Raw genomic sequence first — 17,157 nt, forward strand, 5'->3', positions numbered from 1 at the left:
TGCGATTTTTGTTGAGGCGCAACCAAATCTGGCTTACTGATTGCCATGGCCCACAACCTGATGGATTCGGCAACTTATCTTGCGAATTTGCTCGCCAAGGGCTTCTCCCGTTCGTTGCTGACCAAAGCCTCCGACCTCGGTTTTTCGCCCGGACAGTTCCCGGTGCTGATCGAACTCTGGAATGCGGATGGGCTGACGCAACGCGAAATCCTCGACCGGCTCGACATCGAACAGGCAACGCTGGCCAACACACTTGCTCGCATGGAACGCGATGGCCTCATTGACCGCCGGCCGCATCCCACCGACAGGCGCGCCACGCAGAACTATCTCACGGAAAAAGGCCGGGCGATCGAGGCGGAAGCCATTATCGCCGCAGAAGAAGCAGATCAAGCCCTGTTCAAGGGTTTCCGCCGGTTCGAGAAGGAATTGATGCTGGAATATATGCGCTGGGCGATCGAGAACGCCCGAAAGCAATAGTCTCTATTTTGCGACTGCCGTCATGGTCGGACGCCGGCTGCATCGGCGACCCAGAGCTTCGTTTCCTCGCCGCCATCCCTTGCATTCAACGTGACGACTTGGCCGCCAAACAGCGGGCTGACAGACCGGAAAGCAAAAGTGCGCGGCAGTTGTCCGCCACGGCTCTCGATTGCAAGCCGCAACAGATAATTCGCCTGCAGCGGCCCAGCCGCCGGCGTCTGGCGCGCCGCGATCTGCAATGAATCGTATTGCGAGCTGAAACTTATTTCCGAGCCCTCCCGTAAGTCCATTTATCCCGCGGGAAACGGGAGGACGCCGGACTTCGAGAAACGAAGCGGCGAGATCAACAGGAAGGGTTATCAGATGTTCAAGACCGCAATCCGCACCACAGCCATCGTCTCGATCGTACTCGCTTCGGCCTTTGCCGCTCAGGCCAAGAATCCGATGGTCGGCGGCGCAGCCATGTACAAGACCAAGAATATCGTCGAGAATGCCGTCAATTCCAAGGATCACACCACGCTCGTTGCCGCCGTCAAGGCTGCCGGCCTGGTTGAGACACTTGAAGGCACGGGCCCGTTCACAGTGTTTGCGCCGACCAACGAAGCCTTCGCAGCCCTGCCGGCCGGCACGGTCGACACCCTGCTGAAGCCCGAAAACAAGGCCCAGCTCGTCAAGGTACTGACCTGCCACGTCGTGGCGGCCGATGCGATGTCCAAGATGATCAGCCAGATGATCAAGGACGATGGCGGCGCGCACAAGATCACCACCGTTGGTGGCTGCGTGCTGACCGCCATGAAGAAGGGCAAGAAGATCATGCTGAAGGATGAAACCGGCGGCGTCGCCACGGTGACCATCGCCGACGTGCAGCAGTCGAACGGCGTGATTCACGTGATCAACAAGGTTCTGTTGCCGAAAGCCTGAGGTCAGCTAGGCCTGATAGACAAGAGCTTGCGCGACGGACCTGAGGCCGTTCCGGTTTAACCACCGGAACGGCTTTTCTATTTTGGAACGATGACGCTCAGGTGTTCAAAGCCGTGACGATGGCCTCGCGCAATGTCTCGATGCCTTCGGCCTTTTCCGATGAAGTCGCGAGGATTCCCGGATAGGCTGCGGGGTGCTTGGCGATGGCAGCTGCGGTTTCGGCCAGCAATTTGACAACGGCCGGTGGCTTGATCTTGTCCGATTTGGTCAGCACGATCTGGTAGGACACGGCAGCCTTGTCGAGAAGCTTGAACACATCCTCGTCGTTCTTCTTGATGCCGTGGCGGCTATCGATCAGCACATAGACGCGCTTCAGCGTCGAGCGGCCGCGCAGGTAATCGAAGACGAGATTGGTCCAGGCGTCGACCTGGGACTTGGGTGCCTCGGCATAACCATAGCCTGGCATGTCGACCAGCGCGCAGGGCGGCAGATCGCCTGCCTCACCCGAATAGCCATCCGGGACGAAATAGTTGAGTTCCTGGGTGCGGCCCGGTGTATTGGACGTCCGCGCCAAACCGTTCTGGTTGACCAGTGCATTGATCAGAGACGATTTTCCCACATTCGAGCGACCCGCAAAGGCAATCTCGGCAGGGCCTTCCGGCGGCAGGAACTTCATGGCGGGAACGCCGCGGATGAAAATCCATGGCTGGAGGAAGATGCGGGCTGTAAGAGCCTCGGTGTTCATGGCTTTGCCTTGGGTGTTGATCAATCAACCCCGGCTTTCGGGGCTTTAGCGTCACTTGTCAAGGCGCAAGGCCGCGATCAGGCGGAAGCAGCCTGTTTCCGGAAGGCAATCGTCAGGTAGGCAATCAGGGCCGCGAGCACGATCAGGCCGCCGACAACGGTTTCGACGCCGGGGATCTCACCATGGAAAATCGCCACCCAGACGGGGCCAAGCATGGTTTCGGCCGTGCCCAACAGCGCTGCAAAAGCAGAAGGGATCAGCCGCGCACCGGTGACCCACAGTGCCATACCGAGGCCGAGATTGAGTGCGCCGAAAACGGCCAGGATGCCGAGCTCGCCGCCCGTGACCTGCAAGGACGATCCATGCAACACCGTCACGACGCCGGCAACGACGGCGGCGGCAAAGCAGCCGACACTGGCGCCAGGGGTCTGGCGGACATTGGCAAAGCGGCGCGTTACCACGGTCGTCATGGCAAAGACCACGGCGATCATCATCGCCAGCGCGTTGCCGATCCAGGCCTTGTCGCCATTTTCGATGAGATCGGGAGACGCCATGCCGCTATCGATGAAGCCGACCCCCAGCACATTGTCCAGCCAGTCCAGCATCGGGGCGCCGGTGACCATGATCGCCACCCCGAGGATGACGGCAATGATGGCGACCCAGGTCGAGAAGGCAATCCTCTCGCGATAGACGATCCAGGCCATCAGTGCGGCAAGCAGTGGTACGCCTGCCTGGATCAGCACGACGTTGGCGACCGTGGTGTAGGAGATGGCGATGACGAAGCAGGTGGAAGCAGTGGCAAAGCCGAAGGCGACGGCAAGACCCGGAATGCCCATGTTGCGATAGAGCCTGACCGTCTCCCTTGGTCCGTCGCGCCAGAGCAGGAAGCCGAGCAGGAACAGGCCGGAGAACAGGCAGCGCCAGAAGACCACGACCCAGCTGTCCTCGATGGTGAGATAACGGGCGATCGCGCCGCCAAAGCTCCAGGCAACGGCCGAGGCAAAGACCAGCGTCGCGCCCAGCCGCTCATGCGTTCCTGATCGTTCGGCAACCGTGCTGGTCATAGTCGCTCCCCACAAAGCAAAAAGGGTTTCCGAGCAAAGCAGGAAACCCTTCATGTCTAGATATTAGCGGGATATCTGAATGGCGGACTATGTAAATGCGACATCCGCCATCCATCACATCTTTTCAATATCCATTCACGCCGATGATGGTTTTCGCTTGAACAGACCCTTGAGGTTGTCGAACAGCTCGATCTTGGCGCCATTGCGCTTCATGATGATGCCCTGCTGGAGAACAGACAGTGTGTTGTTCCAGGCCCAATAGATCACCAGACCAGCCGGGAAGGCTGCGAGCATGAAGGTGAAGACCAGCGGCATCCAGGTGAAGATCATGGCCTGGGTCGGATCCGGCGGCGTCGGGTTCATGCGCATCTGCAGGAACATGGTGATGCCCATGATGATCGGCCAGACGCCCAGCATCAATGCATGCGGCGGCGTCCAGGGGATCAGGCCGAAGAGATTGAAGAGCGTCGTCGGATCGGGAGCCGAAAGGTCCTGGATCCAGCCGAAGAATGGCGCATGGCGCATTTCGATGGTGATGTAGATGACCTTGTACAGCGCGAAGAACACCGGCACCTGCAGGAGGACCGGCCAGCAGCCCGCAAGCGGATTGACCTTTTCTTCCTTGTAGAGCTGCATCATCGCCGTCTGCAGAGCCATCTTGTCGTCGCCGAGCTTGGCTTTCAGCTCTTCCATCTTCGGCTGCAGCATCTTCATCTTGGCCATCGAGGCATACTGCCGGTTGGCGATCGGGAAGAACAGCGTCTTGACGATGACGGTCGTGCCGAGGATGGCAAGGCCGAAATTGCCGAAATATTTGTAGAGCCAGTCCATCAGCTTGAACATCGGACGGGTGATGATCTTGAACCAGCCCCAGTCGATCAGCTTGTAGAAGTCGGTGATCTTGTACTCGTCCTGGTACCGGTCGATGACCGGAACTTCCTTGGCGCCGGCAAATACCTTGGTGGTGTAGGACCTGCTTTCGCCCGCCTTCAACGTGCCGGACTGTTCGCGGTAATCGGCCTGGAACAGCGGTTGGCCCTTGGTGATATGGCTGAAATCGGTATCGAAGACGACGCCCGCAGGCGGTACGATCGTGGCCGCCCAATATTTGTCGGTCATGCCGAACCAGCCATCCTTGTTGCCGGGATGCTTGACTGGATCGGTGTCCTTTGCCCAGGTCGTTTCCTGCAGCACGCCATCGAGAACGCCGACGAAGCCCTCATGCAAGACATAGGCCGGGGCCACAGCGGGAATCGTATAGCGGACGATGCGGCCGTAGGGCGTCAGCGGAATATCGGTGGCGGCAGCGTTTTTCACCGTGTCTTCCACAGTGAACATATAGTCCTTGTCGACCGAGATCTTGCGGCTGAAGGCAACGCCGGCCGGGTTGGTGTAGCTGAGCGTGACAGGCGTTTCCGCAGTCAGCTTGGCATTACCATCGACGGTCCATTCGGTCGTCATGCCGGGAACGGCGATATCCTTGTTGCCGCCGGTGAAGCCGAGCTCGACGAAATAGCCGTCCTTGCTGTTGCCGGGGTTGAGGAGCTCGATGATCGGAGAATTCTTGTCGACGGTCTCGGTGTACTTCTTGAGCTTCAGGTCGTCGAAGCGTGCACCCGTCAGGTTGATCGAGCCGGAAAGAGCCGGCGTGTCGATTTCGACGCGCTTGGCCTGGGACAGTGCCTGCGCACGATCGACCATGGCAATGTTGGTGCCTTCGACACCCGGAACAGGCTGGCCGTTGGCGTCGACGACGACGGGCTTGACCTGGTTTGGATTGGCCTTCTGCTGCTTGGCGAGCTCGGCCTGCTGGGCCTGCTCGATCTTCTGCTGGGCTTCCATCTTCGGGCCCATGTAGAAGAACTGCCAGACAAATACGATCAGGACAGACAGAACGATCGCGATATAATAATTACGGTTGTTTTGCATCATTCTTTCCCGATGTCCGGCCCTTCAAGTTCGGTCGGCTGGCAATGCGCGTTACAAGCGCGTTTGTCAATTCGTCAAATGGCACGCGCAGCAGGTCCCGGTAGCCGACGATCACATAGTCATGGCCTGGCTGCATTGCAAATTGGGCGGTGTGTCGCACGGCTTCTTTCAGCCTGCGGCGCATGCGATTGCGCTCCACGGCGTTGCCCTGCTTCTTGGTGACGGTAAAGCCGGCACGCGGCGCTTCATCGGCCGTCTTGCGGTCGAGGACTTCGAGCATGAAGTAACGCCCCTTGCGGCGTTCGCCCTCGCGCACACGCAAAAACTCCGGCCGGCTCTTGAGCCGACCGGCAATGTGGTCATATTTTTGGGTCGACATCGGCCCTCGGGTCCCGACCGCTTAAGCGGACAGAACCTTGCGGCCACGGCTGCGACGTGCAGACAGGACCTTGCGTCCACCCTTGGTGGACAGACGTGCGCGGAAGCCGTGGCGACGCTTGCGAACAAGCTTCGAAGGCTGGTAGGTACGCTTTGTAGACATTTATTTAATTACCGCGGAGTGCGGCCCTTCTTGGATGAGCGTGTTTTGGATTTCGATCGAAACGCCTGCCTGCCATGCAACAGATCGGTCCCTCCGAACGTGCCGGGCTTATAGGGAAAGAGGCCCGCAAAGTCAACAATGGCCGCGAATTTCCGTTTTTTGACCACATTCGCCGATTTGAATTGTGTTTACCTGTGCTAATAGGACCTGAGATGCCCGACATCGCATCGGGCGGCACAACGAGGTAAGGCGTGGATATCATTGGCGGACCGCCAGCCGGGCTCAAAGCTCCCGAAAGCGGGACAGTGCCTTTCTCGGCGCGGCTTTCCACCCGGATCCTGGCGCTGACAATCCTGTTCGTCATGCTGGCCGAAGTGCTGATCTTCGTGCCCTCAGTCACCACGATGCGGCTTTCCTGGCTGCGCGACCGCCTGAACACCGCCGCGGCCGCTGCCATCGTCATCGACGGATTGCCGAAGGTGGAATTGCCGCGCCCCCTGCAGGACTCGACGCTGATGGCCACCGGCACCAAGGCTATTGCGCTGCATAAGGAAGACATCACGCGGATGATCGTGGTTTCCGACATGCCGCCGATGATCAACGCGCAATATGACCTCAGCGACATGAGCTTCCTGCCCAATGCGCGCGATGCACTCTCCACTCTGATCTGGGGCGGAAACCAGGTTTTCTCGGTGCGCGGGCCGATCGGCAACAGCAAGATGGAGATCGAGCTGGTGATGGAGGATGCGGCATTGCGCAGCGCCATGCTGGTCTATTGCCGCGAGATCCTGCTGTTCACCATCATCATCTCCCTCATTACAGCATTCCTGATCTTCCTGGTCATCAACCGCATCCTCATCCGGCCGGTGGCCCGCATGACCGCGAGCATGCAGGAATTCGCGGCTGATCCCTCCAGTCCCGGCTCGATCATGCAGCCGCCGCAAGGCGCCGACGAGCTGGCGCTGGCGGGCCGGCATCTCGCCGCCATGCAGGTGGAGCTGCAAAAGACCATCAAGCAGCAGAAAAACCTTGCCGATCTCGGGCTGGCGGTTTCCAAGATCAACCACGACATGCGCAACATCCTGTCCTCGGCGCAGCTGATGTCGGACAGGCTTGCCGATGTCGGCGATCCAGTGATCCGCGGCCTGTCCTCCAAGCTGATGCGCACCCTTGGCCGGGCGATCGGCTATTCCTCCGAGGTGCTGGCCTATGGCCGTTCCAGCGAGACGGCGCCACGCCGCAATCGGGCGCCACTTCGGCCGCTGGTCGAAGATGCCGGGGAGATTCTTGGGCTGAGCAGCGGCACCGATATCAGCTTCGTCGCCGACTTGCATCGCGACCTCGAGGTCGATGCCGACCCCGAGCAGTTGTTCCGGGTCATCTACAATCTCTGCCGCAACGCCGTCCAGGCGCTGGAGAGCGATGAAAACGAAAGCAAGCGCATCACCGTTTCGGCCAGCCGCGACGGCAAGGTGGTGCATATCGTCATCGACGACAACGGCCCGGGCATGCCGGCAAAAGCGCGCGAAAACCTGTTCTCCGCCTTCCGGGGTTCGGCCCGGGCCGGCGGCACCGGGCTTGGCCTGGCGATCGCCCGCGAACTGATCGAAGCCCATCGCGGCACGATCATGCTCGAGGAAAAAGGCGAACGCGGCACCCGTTTCCGCATCGACCTTCCCGACCGCCAGGTCGGTTGAGCCTTCAAGCCTCTGTCTTTACTGATGATTTTGCAGATTGCGTGTGCGCAGAACGAACGTATACGCAATTTTTTTCACAAAGGCGCTTGCTTTCCGCGCGGCAAGTTAGTAGGAGAGCGCCACGTCAGCGGACACGTCCGCTCGGCACGCACCCGTAGCTCAGCTGGATAGAGCATCAGACTACGAATCTGAGGGTCGGACGTTCGAATCGTTCCGGGTGCGCCATTTTTCTCCCAAATCCGCACTAAACTTTCAGATCGCTGCGAAGAGTCGGCTTCCGGTCTCATGAGCGATGAGGCGGCCAACTCCGCTGCAAGCATCAACTCTACGCGCCGCTCCGCCCGCGACCCAGGATCGCGACATTTACGGTCGGTGGCTGAAGCGGGCGATCCGCGCATCCTTCATCAGGCTGCGAAAGTTAAGTCCGCTGACATGCACCAGTGTCTTGTGATCGCCGCCCTCGAAATAGACGTCGTTGGCGCCGTCGAGGCTTTCGTCGAGGATCACCGGCACATCATAGGCCGATCCGATGGGCGGCACCGCGCCGATATCGCAATCTGCGAAAAGCGAGCTGACCTCCTCCTCCGAGGCGAGGCCAAGACGCTTGTTCATCACATCCTGCAATGTGGAAAGCTCGATCCGGTGCGTGCTCGGAACAACGGCTAGGACGTAGCCCATTTCATGATGCACGACCACGGATTTGGCCAGTCTGCTGCCCGGAACATGTGCTGCTAGCGCCGACTGGCTGGTTGTTGCCGTGCGGTGATGAGGGACGGTGTCGTAGGCGACACCCTCGCCGTCGATGTAGTTCTGAAGTTTCCTTGCGATCGTCATCGTAGGCATCCTTCTGTTGCGAGGTGACGATATTTTCCTCTCATAAGCTGCGAAGTCAACGACCAATGGAAAGTCGCAAATAGAGGAACTGGTTCTGTTCGATTGACCAGCCTCCTCGCCCTGTCGGGTGCGCCATTCTTCTCCCTTCCGTTCACACATTGCGAAACGCAACCCTTTCTGGCACCATGCTGCAGGCTTGAGTTGTGGACCGTGGAGGGACCGGATGCGCAACGTGCTTTTGGCGAAGCTTGCCGCAGCTGGATGCTTTGGTCCGATCATCACCGCAGACCAGCGCGACTATGAGCGCTATCGAAGAGTGTGGAACGGCCTTGTCGACCGACGGCCCGCGGCGATCTTGCGAGCGCAAACCGTCGATGACGTTCGCAGAGCCGTGGAGGTTGCTGCGGAGAGCAAGGCGCTGCTGGCCGTGCGCTGCGGTGGTCATAGCTTCCCCGGCCTGTCGACCTGCAACGACGGCCTCGTTCTTGAACTTTCGCAATTGAACTCTGTCAGCATTGACCGGCAAGCAGGTACCATCGATGTCGGCGGTGGCGCGTTGCTTGGGGATATGGACCGGGCGACGACGTCGATCGGCCATGTCGTGCCGGCCGGCGTCGTTTCCCATACCGGTGTCGGTGGCCTGACGCTTGGCGGCGGCATGGGTTGGACCAACCGGAAGTACGGGTTGACTATCGACAGCCTGCGCGGCGCGGAAATCGTGACGGCTGGCGGCGATGTTATCTGGACCGACCGGGACAACGATCCGGAACTGTTCTGGGGCATTCGCGGCGGAGGCGGAAATTTTGGCGTCGTCACGCGCTTCAGATTCGAGATGCATCCGCTAGGGCCGATTGCGGTGGGCCTGTGGCATTATCCATTGGCTCGCGCCGGCAAAGCAATCTCAACGCTGCGGGATATCGCTCGTGAACGACCGCGCGACTTCGCCGTTTCCTTTACGCTCGCCGTGACGGGCCTCAGTGTTGCTACGGTCTGGCTGGGCGACGCAAGCCTTGCCGATTCCATGCTGTCACCCTTTGGAAGGCTCGCGGGTTCGGGAACCGGAACCATCGAAAACATGCCGTTTGTTCATTTGCAGAGCCGCAATGACGAACACTTCTCATGGTCGCGCCGATACTATGCCAAGGGCGGGTTCTGGAGAGATGTCGGCGATCAGGCGATCGACTATATGATCGAGGACATCGCCAAAGCGCCCACACCCGATTGCGAGCTTTTCGTGGCTCAACTCGGCGGCGCCACTGGCGACGTTGCGGAAGATGCAACCGCTTATTCCGGGCGGGCGGCGGGCTACTACTGGATTGCAGAACCCGTTTGGGACCGGCCCGCCGATGACGACAGCTGCCTCGCTTGGGGGCGGACGTCTGCGGCCAGGCTTGCCGCACTTTCCATGGCCGGCAACTATGTCAACGAGCAAAGCGATGCTGGTCCAGATGTAGCTCGCAGCGCCTATGGGGCAGACAAGTACAGCCGCTTGGTGCGTCTGAAGTCGCGAATGGATCCCGACAATCTCTTTCGCCTCAATCAGAACATTGAACCGGCAACGTGAGAACGAGCCATGGCCGCCTATTTCATCGCGCGCATCACTGTCAAAAATTCGGTTCTGTACGAGCAGTATCGCCATGAAGCGTCTGACATAACCGCACGCCATGGCGGTGGCCTAAACCGGAAACGTCATCGTAAAGACGGTGCCGTTCTCATTCTTCGATGAAACCGTGGCACCGAGTTGCGATGCAAAGCCGGCGATCAGGCGGCTACCCATGCCCTTCTTCACATCCGATTCGCCGCTGCCAGGGCCGTCATCGCGAATGGTCAGCAGTGCTGTGTTGTCGTCCTGCCGCGAAAGCTCGATCCTGAGATTGCCGCTGCCGCGATTGGCAAAAGCATATTTGAAGGCGTTGGACACGACCTCGTTGATGATCATGCCGATCGGCAACGCCCGGTCGGGATGAACGTTCAGCGGCTGCAGATCCATCTCGATCTGCACATCGTTGGGATAGGCGCGGGAGACATCCTCGACCAGGCGCTTCGCATAGGGCGCCACATCAACCTGCTCATACTGGTCGCCACCATAGAACTGCTCGTGGATGGCGATCATCGCGGCAATCCGGAGTTCTATGCTTTTCTGCGCCTCCTTCGGCAGCGATTGAAGGCGAACCAGAGAAGCGACCGCCTGGAAATTGTTCTTCACCCGATGATGGATCTCGCGCATCAGATACTGGTTGCGCTCGACCGCACGCTCGAGATCGCGATTGCGTGCCTCGTACCGGTCGAGAAGATGGGTGATCCAGAAAGCCCCAAACAAAAGCAAAGCGATCGCCGGAAGCCCGAAGGCCAATTCCGACTTCAGGTTCTTCCAGAACAGCTCGAGCGCCTCGTTGCTATCGACTCCTGCAGTCGCAACCAGCGGCCAGCCTTCGACTTTCCAGTAGCCGACAATGCGCGACAAACCGTCGGCTATCGAAATGGAGTTATGATAAAAACCGGAGGGGTTCTTCGGCAGATAGGTGGTGAAAAGCGGCGTTGCAGACAGGTTCATAGCGCCAGGCAGATGGGGATGGCGGGCGATGAGCGTTCCATCGATTCTGATAACAGACACCGTCGAATGCGGCCCAAGCCCAATCGATCCCCAGAATTCGTCCATCTTGGCATTCGGGATCTCGATGACCGCGACCCCACGAAAGCCCGCCCTGTCCACCCTGCCGGCGATGACAAAAATCGACCTCGTGTCGGCTGCACGCTGGGTCTGGGGGGCAATGGTGATTTTCGCGCCGGATTTGAGCGCCTTGAAATAGTCCTCCTGGGAAATATCGGTCAGGCCGGTCGTCAGCTTGCTGGCAAGCCTGAGCTGGCCGCTGGAATCATAGACGGCGTATTCGAAACCCTGCGGCAGGCCACTCACCGTCTCCGCGATATCGGGTATCGATCGTTCGGCTTCGTGAAACGGGTCCGGCCCAAGACTCGTATCGATGCGTTGCAGCGCCTGGGCGCTGGCCTCGATCATCCATTCGACGTGAGCAGCAACGACATGGGCGGATGAAACAGCCCGCGCTTCGCCAGCCGCAATGGCAGAGCGATAATTTTGCCAGCTCATCAACGCTGCGAGGCCAAGCAAGGCTGCGACAAACAGCGACAGCAGCCAGGGCGTGCCAATCCGCGCTTCGGTCAACTTCTGCCACAGGGATGGCTTTTGATTGTCCACCTCGGCTTGCTCCGGTCACACCACCTGCCCGCGGGCAACATGGAATAATTCGGCCGGCAAGTCACGCTGCGATCTGTGTTTTCCTCCCAACTTTCAACGCAAGGCCGAGGCCGCTCGGTCAAGCGCCAATTTGCGTTGCCGACAAGCGCTTCTACGCTAGTATGTGCACTCTCGAACTGTCGCTGAGGTCAAGTCCGATGGCAACCTTCAAGGGTACGAACAAGAACGAGACGATCACCCCAACCTTCGTGTCGCCGAGTGTCGTAGCAAACGGCGGCGATTTTCCTGGCTCCGGCGACGACACGATCCGCGCCGGCGGCGGTAATGACACGGTCGCGGGCTCGCAGCAAACGGTGATGGCACAGCCGATAATCTGTTTCAATTCGTGCTCAAATCTGCAAGAAGGCATCAAGAGCGCGGCCGCCATCAACTTTAGGATGGGGCCGGGCGGGCGATTGACGTCTACCTCGCTGCCACGAGCATACGTGGCCGCTCTGTTGACATTGAACTTCGATCGCTGAAAAGCCATGCTGACTTCAGCGAACTTTGCGGGGGCAGAGAATCGGGGGTAGAGAATATTGGCGCCACTTCGTGTCGCGATTCTGGGCACGTCGAATTTCACTACCCGGGAAGGATGGGCGACGGCGGTCAGTGAAATGGCGAGACTGACCGTCGTTGCGAATGCCTCGATGCGATCAAGTCACGCGACGATGATTCCCAACAGGCTGCCGGTTCTCGAAGAGGCGCGCGGAATCACACGAAATCAACGATCCGCAAAATTGAAGAGATTTGGCTGGGGAACCTGGATTCGAACCAGGACTAACGGAGTCAGAGTCCGTGGGTCTACCGTTAACCTATTCCCCAATAGCTGAAAATCAGCGTGTTGGCCTGAAGCGGGCGAGGTGTCGAGACACAGATATTGTCCACGGCAGGACAGGCTCGTTTCCGTTTCGTGCGGCCTTCTAGCATATTCGCGCGGTTGATCAAGAGCAAATTGCAGGCGGCTGCAAAGAATAATGCAAGGCGTGCGGGTTCGTGGCCTTGCGTATCGATGCGGATTGCCAAGTGTTGCTGCACCGAAAAAGAATTTGTCCATTTGATGACAAGCTGTTACATTCGCACCAACATTGACATCAAATGAGCATCTGCTGCGGCCTCAGGGTCTTGCGCGGTGCGGTGGATCAGTAACGTGAGTGACCCCGAATCCGGCGTAAAGCCGTCTGATGCCGGGGCGTCTGAAGCAGGTACAGCACCAGGATCACATCGGTCCCGGCGCGGTAAACGCAAGCGCAAGAGGGGTGGTCCCTCTTCATTGCCGCCTGCATCGTCCAGTCCGGAAAAGTCTTCCGGCGGAGCGACGCCCCAAGCAAATACCAGCGAGGCGAAAAGCCCGGAGCGCAAGAAGAAGCGCCGACGGCGGTCGCGTGGCGGCACGGAACCGCGCCCGCAGGAAACGCAGAACGCCAATCCGCAGCCGCAGGCCGTCAGCCAAAAGCACCCGTCCAAACAGAAGCATTCGCGCAATCGTCGCCGGCTGCAAGGACGACCCTTGCCGCCGCAGGAAGCGCCCAAGGCGGAACAACGCCAGCCGGAGCAGCAGCCGAAGCCGCAAGCGGTGCAGGAGAGTGCGCCCAATCCGCCGTCTCGGCGCAGCCAATACAACGACCCGCAGCACGACGGCCTCTATGCGGCCCTCGACCTCGGTACCAACAATTGCCGATTGCTGGTCGCGCAGCCGACGCGGCCGGGGCAGTTTCGTGTCGTCGATGCGTTTTCGCGCATCGTGCGGCTCGGCGAAGGGCTCGGCGCCAGTGGCATGCTGTCGGAAGAGGCGATGGACCGCGCCGTCGAGGCGCTAAAGGTCTGCGCCTCCAAACTCGCAGCCAAGCAGATCCGCCGTATGCGACTGATCGCTACCGAGGCCTGCCGGGCCGCTGGCAATGGCGAAGAATTTCTGGCGCGGGTGGTGGCGGAAGCCGGGCTTGAGCTTGAAATCATCAACCGCGAAACCGAGGCGCGGCTGGCGGTCTCCGGCTGTGCGTCGCTGGTCGGCCGCGAAGCGCGCTCAGCCGTGCTTTTCGATATCGGCGGCGGCTCTTCGGAAATCGCCGTGCTGCAGATCAACGGCATCCGTTCGCCCAGGCTGGCCAACCACATCACCCACTGGACGTCACTGCCGGTGGGGGTCGTGACACTGTCCGAGCGCTTTGGCGGCATGCATGTGACGCCGGAGATTTTCGAGGCGATGGTGCAGGAAGTCGAGCGCATGCTTTCGAGCTTCGAATCGCCGCTCGCCGAAGAGCTGAACGGCGACGACAGCGGCTTTCACATGATCGGCACGTCGGGCACGGTGACGACGCTGGCAGGCGTCTATCTCAACCTGCCGCGCTACGATCGCCGCCAGGTCGATGGATTGTGGATGAGCGCCGATGAAGTCACCGCCATGCAGGACAAGCTGGTGATGCTGGATTTTGCGGCGCGCGCCGCCAATCCTTGTATCGGCCCGGACCGGGCCGACCTCGTGCTTGCTGGCTGCGCCATTCTCGAGGCCATTCGCCGGCGTTTTCCGGCCAGCCGCATGCGGGTTGCCGACCGGGGCTTGCGCGAAGGCCTGCTAACCGAAATGATGGCGGATGACGGCGTCTGGCGGCGCCAGAAGCCACGCTCGCCCTACCAGAGGAATTGATCATGAAGCCTCCCGAAGGCGGCAAGGGTGCCGGCCGCAAGCTACTGACGCAGAAGGTCAAGAATACCAAGCTGAAGGAATCTTCACGTCGTTGGCTGCAGCGGCATATCAACGACCCCTATGTGCAGCGGTCGCATCTCGACGGCTATCGTTCGCGCGCCGCCTACAAGCTGCTGGAAATCGACGAGAAACACCATATCCTCAAGGGCGCGCGCCGGATCATCGACCTCGGCGCTGCACCGGGCGGCTGGTCACAGATTGCCGCCAAGGTCACCGAATCCACCAATGACAACATCCGTGTTGCCGCAATCGATTTCCTCGAGATGGATGCGATTGCGGGCGTGAATTTCATCCAGATGGATTTTCTCGAGGACGAAGCACCGCAGAAGCTGATCGATGCAATCGGCGGCAATCCGGACCTCGTCATGTCGGATATGGCGGCGCCGACGACGGGTCATCAACGCACCGACCACCTTCGCACGATGCATCTGTGCGAAGTCGCGGCGCATTTTGCCATTGAAGTTCTGCGTGAAGGCGGGCATTTTCTTGCCAAGACCTTCCAGGGTGGGGCTGAGCGCGAATTACTGACACTACTCAAGCACAACTTCACCAAGGTCGTGCATGTCAAGCCAGGGGCTTCCCGACAAGAGTCTGTCGAGATGTTCCTGCTCGCCAAAGGCTTCAAGGGGCGAAGAGCAGTTACCAACGATCCGGAGTGAGCATGCTGCTTTATGTGACCGTCGGCACCAACAATCTCGAACGCGCAATCGAATTCTATGATCCCGTCCTGGCCACGTTGGGCTATGCGAGGCGAGAGCTGAATGAAGACGAGGCCGGTTATGGTGCGCCGGAGGACCAGCGATGCCGCTTCTGGGTACTCTATCCCTACGACAAGCAGGAGGCCACGCATGGCAACGGCTCGATGACGACTTTCGTTGCGGCCGATCGTGCTTCGGTGCGGGCGTTCCACGCCGCGGCCCTGCTCTATGGTGGCGAGGATGAGGGCAAACCGGGTTTGAGACCCTTTCATCCCAGTTTCTACGGCGCCTATGTCCGGGATCCCGATGGCAACAAGCTGTCGGCGGTGTGCGAAGAAGCCGAAGACAACTAAAGCGCGTCGCGATCCCCGGGATTCGCTTGTTGCGCTTTAGCTCTTTGTTTTGACGCATGTTTTAGGCGCAAAACCGCTGCACACTTTTGCGCAACATGCTCTAAACCTCCAGTTTCTCCTCGATCTTTACGATTTGATGGCCGGACACCGCGCTACCGGCGCCTGGGCGCAGCCGCGAGATCGGCAGCACCGTGATCAGGTTCAGCGCCGCCACACCCAGGAAGGCGATGTGGAAGCTGGAAATGCCGAGCGGTTCACCGGTCGCCAATCCATGCAGTTCGAGCACGATACCCGCAAAGGCAACGCCCAGCGCCCCCGATATCTGCTGGATCACTGCGTTCAGCGCGGTCGCCTGGCTCGTCTGGTTCTGTTCGATATCGGCAAAGCCGAGAATGTTGATGCCGGTGAAGAAGAACGAGCGCACGAAGCCGGTGAGGAACAGCACCGTGATGAGAACGACATGCGGCGTTTCGGGGAAGAACAGCGCATTGCTGGCTGTACCGACAGCCGACAGCATGGCGGCCAGGATCAGCGTGCGACGAAATCCGAACCGGGAAAACACGATGCGGGCGATAAATTTCGTAAACAGCGCACCACCGGCAGCGATGAAGGTGATCATGCCGGACTGAAACGCTGTGAGCCCGAAGCCGAGCTGCAGCATCAACGGCAGCAGGAAGGGCACGGCACCCATGGCGATGCGGAAAATCGTGCCGGATGTGACGCAGATCCGGAACGTGTCGATCTTGAAGAGATCGAGATCAAGAACGGGATGCGGATGCCGCCGCGCGTGACGCACGAACAGGATCATCGAGGCCACACCGATCCCGACCGCGCTAAATCCAACGACAGGCGGCAGAGCCGGAAGGCTGACGACCGATAGGCCGAAGACGACGCCGGCGGCGGCGATGCCCGAAAGGAGGAAGCCGAGGATGTCCGCCGGCGGTGGCCGCAATGTTTCGATCTTCGGCAGAAAGATCGCCGACAGCGCGAGACCGATGAAGCCGATGGGAATGTTGATGAGGAAGATCCATTCCCAGCGGAAGAAGGTGGTGATGAAGCCGCCGATCGGCGGTCCGACCAACGGGCCGATCACGCCGGGGATGGTGAACATCGCCATTGCCGAAACCAGATCCGACTTCTTGGTCGAACGCAGCAGGATGGCGCGCGCCACCGGCGTGGTCATCGACCCACCCATGCCCTGCAGGAAGCGCGCCAGCACGAAAGACACCAGGCTCTGCGACATGGCGCAAAGCACCGAACCCAGCATGAACACGGCGATCGCACTCAGGAATACGCGTTTGGCGCCGAAGCGATCGGCCGCCCAGCCCGACAGCGGAATGAAGACCCCGAGCGCCACCAGATAGGAGGTCATGGCAAGTTTCAACGTGATCGGGCCAACATTCAGGTCGGCAGCGATGGCGGGCAGCGAGGTGGCGATCACCGTCGAATCCATCTGCTCCATGAACAGGGCGACGGCAAGGATGAGGGGCGCATAGCGATGCAAGGCGACATTCCGGAAGTGGCTGCGACTCGGAGACCCGAGAATGCGAGGATATCCTCACATAGACACCCAAATCCGCGTGACGGCAAGGTCAAGCCGTTCAAAATCGCATGTTCTGACCCGCCAGCCGTGCGACTTGCTCAAACCTCGTCGAGCGATCTCGCTTCGAACTGCGTCAACCGCCTAGATGCGGCGCGATCAAGCTCGTCCTTTTGCTCAGCGGGCAGATGCCGCCAGTCGATATCTGCCAGCGCAGCGGCGAGAGCATGCAACATGTTGCGGCTGATAACCTTGCCGAAGCGGAAACGCAGGCGTGCATATGCCTCCACAGCGCCAATCGCCCGGAGATCTTCAGATGTGGTGATGTCGATTTCTGCCAGCCGGGCACGTGACTTCGGACCGAGGTTGCGAAGTTCGCTCACCTCGGCCACGCG

The 17,157-nt window shown here is 59.9% G+C and carries 19 protein-coding genes and 2 tRNA genes; 10 read left to right on the forward strand and 11 right to left on the reverse strand.

Annotation, left to right across the window (positions count from 1 at the left end):
• Positions 1-45: 45 nt before the first annotated feature.
• Positions 46-477 carry a MarR family winged helix-turn-helix transcriptional regulator gene (locus ACXHRN_RS22395; RefSeq protein WP_488638496.1) on the forward strand — a complete coding sequence of 144 codons (432 nt, stop codon included), beginning with the start codon at positions 46-48 and terminating at the stop codon, positions 475-477.
• A 20-nt stretch (positions 478-497) separates the two neighbouring features.
• Here ACXHRN_RS22395 and ACXHRN_RS22400 read toward each other — a convergent pair whose 3' ends face one another.
• Entirely contained in the window at positions 498-767 is a 270-nt protein-coding gene (locus tag ACXHRN_RS22400) for a hotdog family protein (RefSeq protein WP_488638497.1), read from the reverse strand.
• A 73-nt stretch (positions 768-840) separates the two neighbouring features.
• On the opposite strand from ACXHRN_RS22400, the gene ACXHRN_RS22405 reads away from it, so the two are divergent.
• On the forward strand, positions 841-1,398 hold the full coding sequence (locus ACXHRN_RS22405) for a fasciclin domain-containing protein (protein WP_488638498.1): 558 nt from the start codon (positions 841-843) through the stop codon (positions 1,396-1,398).
• Between the two features lie 97 nt (positions 1,399-1,495).
• Here ACXHRN_RS22405 and yihA read toward each other — a convergent pair whose 3' ends face one another.
• From yihA to rpmH, 5 genes are all read right to left on the reverse strand, one after another.
• On the reverse strand, positions 1,496-2,143 hold the full coding sequence (gene yihA, locus ACXHRN_RS22410) for a ribosome biogenesis GTP-binding protein YihA/YsxC (protein WP_488638499.1): 648 nt from the start codon (positions 2,141-2,143) through the stop codon (positions 1,496-1,498).
• 77 nt (positions 2,144-2,220) lie between these two features.
• Positions 2,221-3,207, reverse strand: a complete 987-nt coding sequence (locus tag ACXHRN_RS22415; RefSeq protein ID WP_488638500.1) for a DMT family transporter — start codon at positions 3,205-3,207, stop codon at positions 2,221-2,223.
• 135 nt (positions 3,208-3,342) lie between these two features.
• The gene (gene yidC, locus ACXHRN_RS22420) at positions 3,343-5,136 is read right to left on the reverse strand and encodes a membrane protein insertase YidC (RefSeq protein ID WP_488641987.1); all 1,794 of its coding nucleotides are present in this window, start codon (positions 5,134-5,136) and stop codon (positions 3,343-3,345) included.
• Positions 5,120-5,515, reverse strand: a complete 396-nt coding sequence (rnpA, locus tag ACXHRN_RS22425) for a ribonuclease P protein component (RefSeq protein WP_488638501.1) — start codon at positions 5,513-5,515, stop codon at positions 5,120-5,122. The genes yidC and rnpA overlap by 17 nt, the downstream gene beginning before the upstream one ends.
• Positions 5,516-5,536: 21 nt before the next feature.
• Positions 5,537-5,677 carry a 50S ribosomal protein L34 gene (gene rpmH, locus ACXHRN_RS22430; protein WP_488638502.1) on the reverse strand — a complete coding sequence of 47 codons (141 nt, stop codon included), beginning with the start codon at positions 5,675-5,677 and terminating at the stop codon, positions 5,537-5,539.
• A 362-nt stretch (positions 5,678-6,039) separates the two neighbouring features.
• Here rpmH and ACXHRN_RS22435 point away from each other — a divergent pair, with 362 nt between their 5' ends.
• Positions 6,040-7,374: a sensor histidine kinase gene (locus tag ACXHRN_RS22435; RefSeq protein ID WP_488641988.1), complete on the forward strand. Its 1,335-nt coding sequence runs from the start codon at positions 6,040-6,042 to the stop codon at positions 7,372-7,374.
• Between the two features lie 148 nt (positions 7,375-7,522).
• Positions 7,523-7,599: transfer RNA gene (locus ACXHRN_RS22440), tRNA-Arg, on the forward strand.
• Between the two features lie 138 nt (positions 7,600-7,737).
• On the opposite strand, the gene ACXHRN_RS22445 is transcribed toward ACXHRN_RS22440, so the two are convergent.
• Entirely contained in the window at positions 7,738-8,208 is a 471-nt protein-coding gene (locus ACXHRN_RS22445; protein WP_488638503.1) for an aminoacyl-tRNA deacylase, read from the reverse strand.
• Positions 8,209-8,431: 223 nt separating this feature from the next.
• Between ACXHRN_RS22445 and ACXHRN_RS22450 the strand changes: the two genes are divergently transcribed.
• On the forward strand, positions 8,432-9,772 hold the full coding sequence (locus tag ACXHRN_RS22450) for an FAD-binding oxidoreductase (RefSeq protein WP_488638504.1): 1,341 nt from the start codon (positions 8,432-8,434) through the stop codon (positions 9,770-9,772).
• A 9-nt stretch (positions 9,773-9,781) separates the two neighbouring features.
• Positions 9,782-9,934, forward strand: coding sequence for a DUF1330 domain-containing protein (locus ACXHRN_RS22455; protein ID WP_488638505.1), 153 nt, complete (start codon positions 9,782-9,784; stop codon positions 9,932-9,934).
• Here ACXHRN_RS22455 and ACXHRN_RS22460 read toward each other — a convergent pair.
• Positions 9,884-11,425, reverse strand: a complete 1,542-nt coding sequence (locus ACXHRN_RS22460) for a sensor histidine kinase (protein WP_488638506.1) — start codon at positions 11,423-11,425, stop codon at positions 9,884-9,886. The genes ACXHRN_RS22455 and ACXHRN_RS22460 overlap by 51 nt on opposite strands.
• 197 nt (positions 11,426-11,622) lie before the next feature.
• Between ACXHRN_RS22460 and ACXHRN_RS22465 the strand changes: the two genes are divergently transcribed.
• Positions 11,623-11,946, forward strand: coding sequence for a hypothetical protein (locus ACXHRN_RS22465; protein WP_488638507.1), 324 nt, complete (start codon positions 11,623-11,625; stop codon positions 11,944-11,946).
• A 269-nt stretch (positions 11,947-12,215) separates the two neighbouring features.
• Here the strand turns inward: ACXHRN_RS22465 and ACXHRN_RS22470 are convergent.
• Positions 12,216-12,289 (reverse strand) — tRNA-Gln (locus ACXHRN_RS22470).
• A gap of 325 nt (positions 12,290-12,614) precedes the next feature.
• On the opposite strand from ACXHRN_RS22470, the gene ACXHRN_RS22475 reads away from it, so the two are divergent.
• The 3 genes from ACXHRN_RS22475 to ACXHRN_RS22485 are packed head-to-tail and all read left to right on the forward strand — an operon-like array spanning position 12,615 to position 15,222.
• Positions 12,615-14,111 (forward strand): Ppx/GppA phosphatase family protein, encoded by a 1,497-nt coding sequence (locus tag ACXHRN_RS22475; protein WP_488638508.1) that lies wholly within the window; start codon positions 12,615-12,617, stop codon positions 14,109-14,111.
• A gap of 2 nt (positions 14,112-14,113) precedes the next feature.
• Positions 14,114-14,830 (forward strand): RlmE family RNA methyltransferase, encoded by a 717-nt coding sequence (locus ACXHRN_RS22480; RefSeq protein ID WP_488638509.1) that lies wholly within the window; start codon positions 14,114-14,116, stop codon positions 14,828-14,830.
• Positions 14,831-14,832: 2 nt separating this feature from the next.
• A complete protein-coding gene (locus tag ACXHRN_RS22485; RefSeq protein WP_488638510.1) occupies positions 14,833-15,222 on the forward strand; it encodes a VOC family protein in 390 nt (129 codons plus the stop codon).
• A 100-nt stretch (positions 15,223-15,322) separates the two neighbouring features.
• Here ACXHRN_RS22485 and ACXHRN_RS22490 read toward each other — a convergent pair whose 3' ends face one another.
• Both ACXHRN_RS22490 and ACXHRN_RS22495 read right to left on the reverse strand, forming a co-directional pair.
• The gene (locus tag ACXHRN_RS22490) at positions 15,323-16,726 is read right to left on the reverse strand and encodes a DHA2 family efflux MFS transporter permease subunit (protein ID WP_488638511.1); all 1,404 of its coding nucleotides are present in this window, start codon (positions 16,724-16,726) and stop codon (positions 15,323-15,325) included.
• A 137-nt stretch (positions 16,727-16,863) separates the two neighbouring features.
• Complete coding sequence (locus ACXHRN_RS22495) at positions 16,864-17,154, reverse strand: TfoX/Sxy family DNA transformation protein (RefSeq protein WP_488638512.1); 291 nt, start codon at positions 17,152-17,154, stop codon at positions 16,864-16,866.
• Between the last annotated feature and the right edge of the window lie 3 nt (positions 17,155-17,157).

This window comes from Shinella sp. OV683 (genome assembly GCF_057787725.1).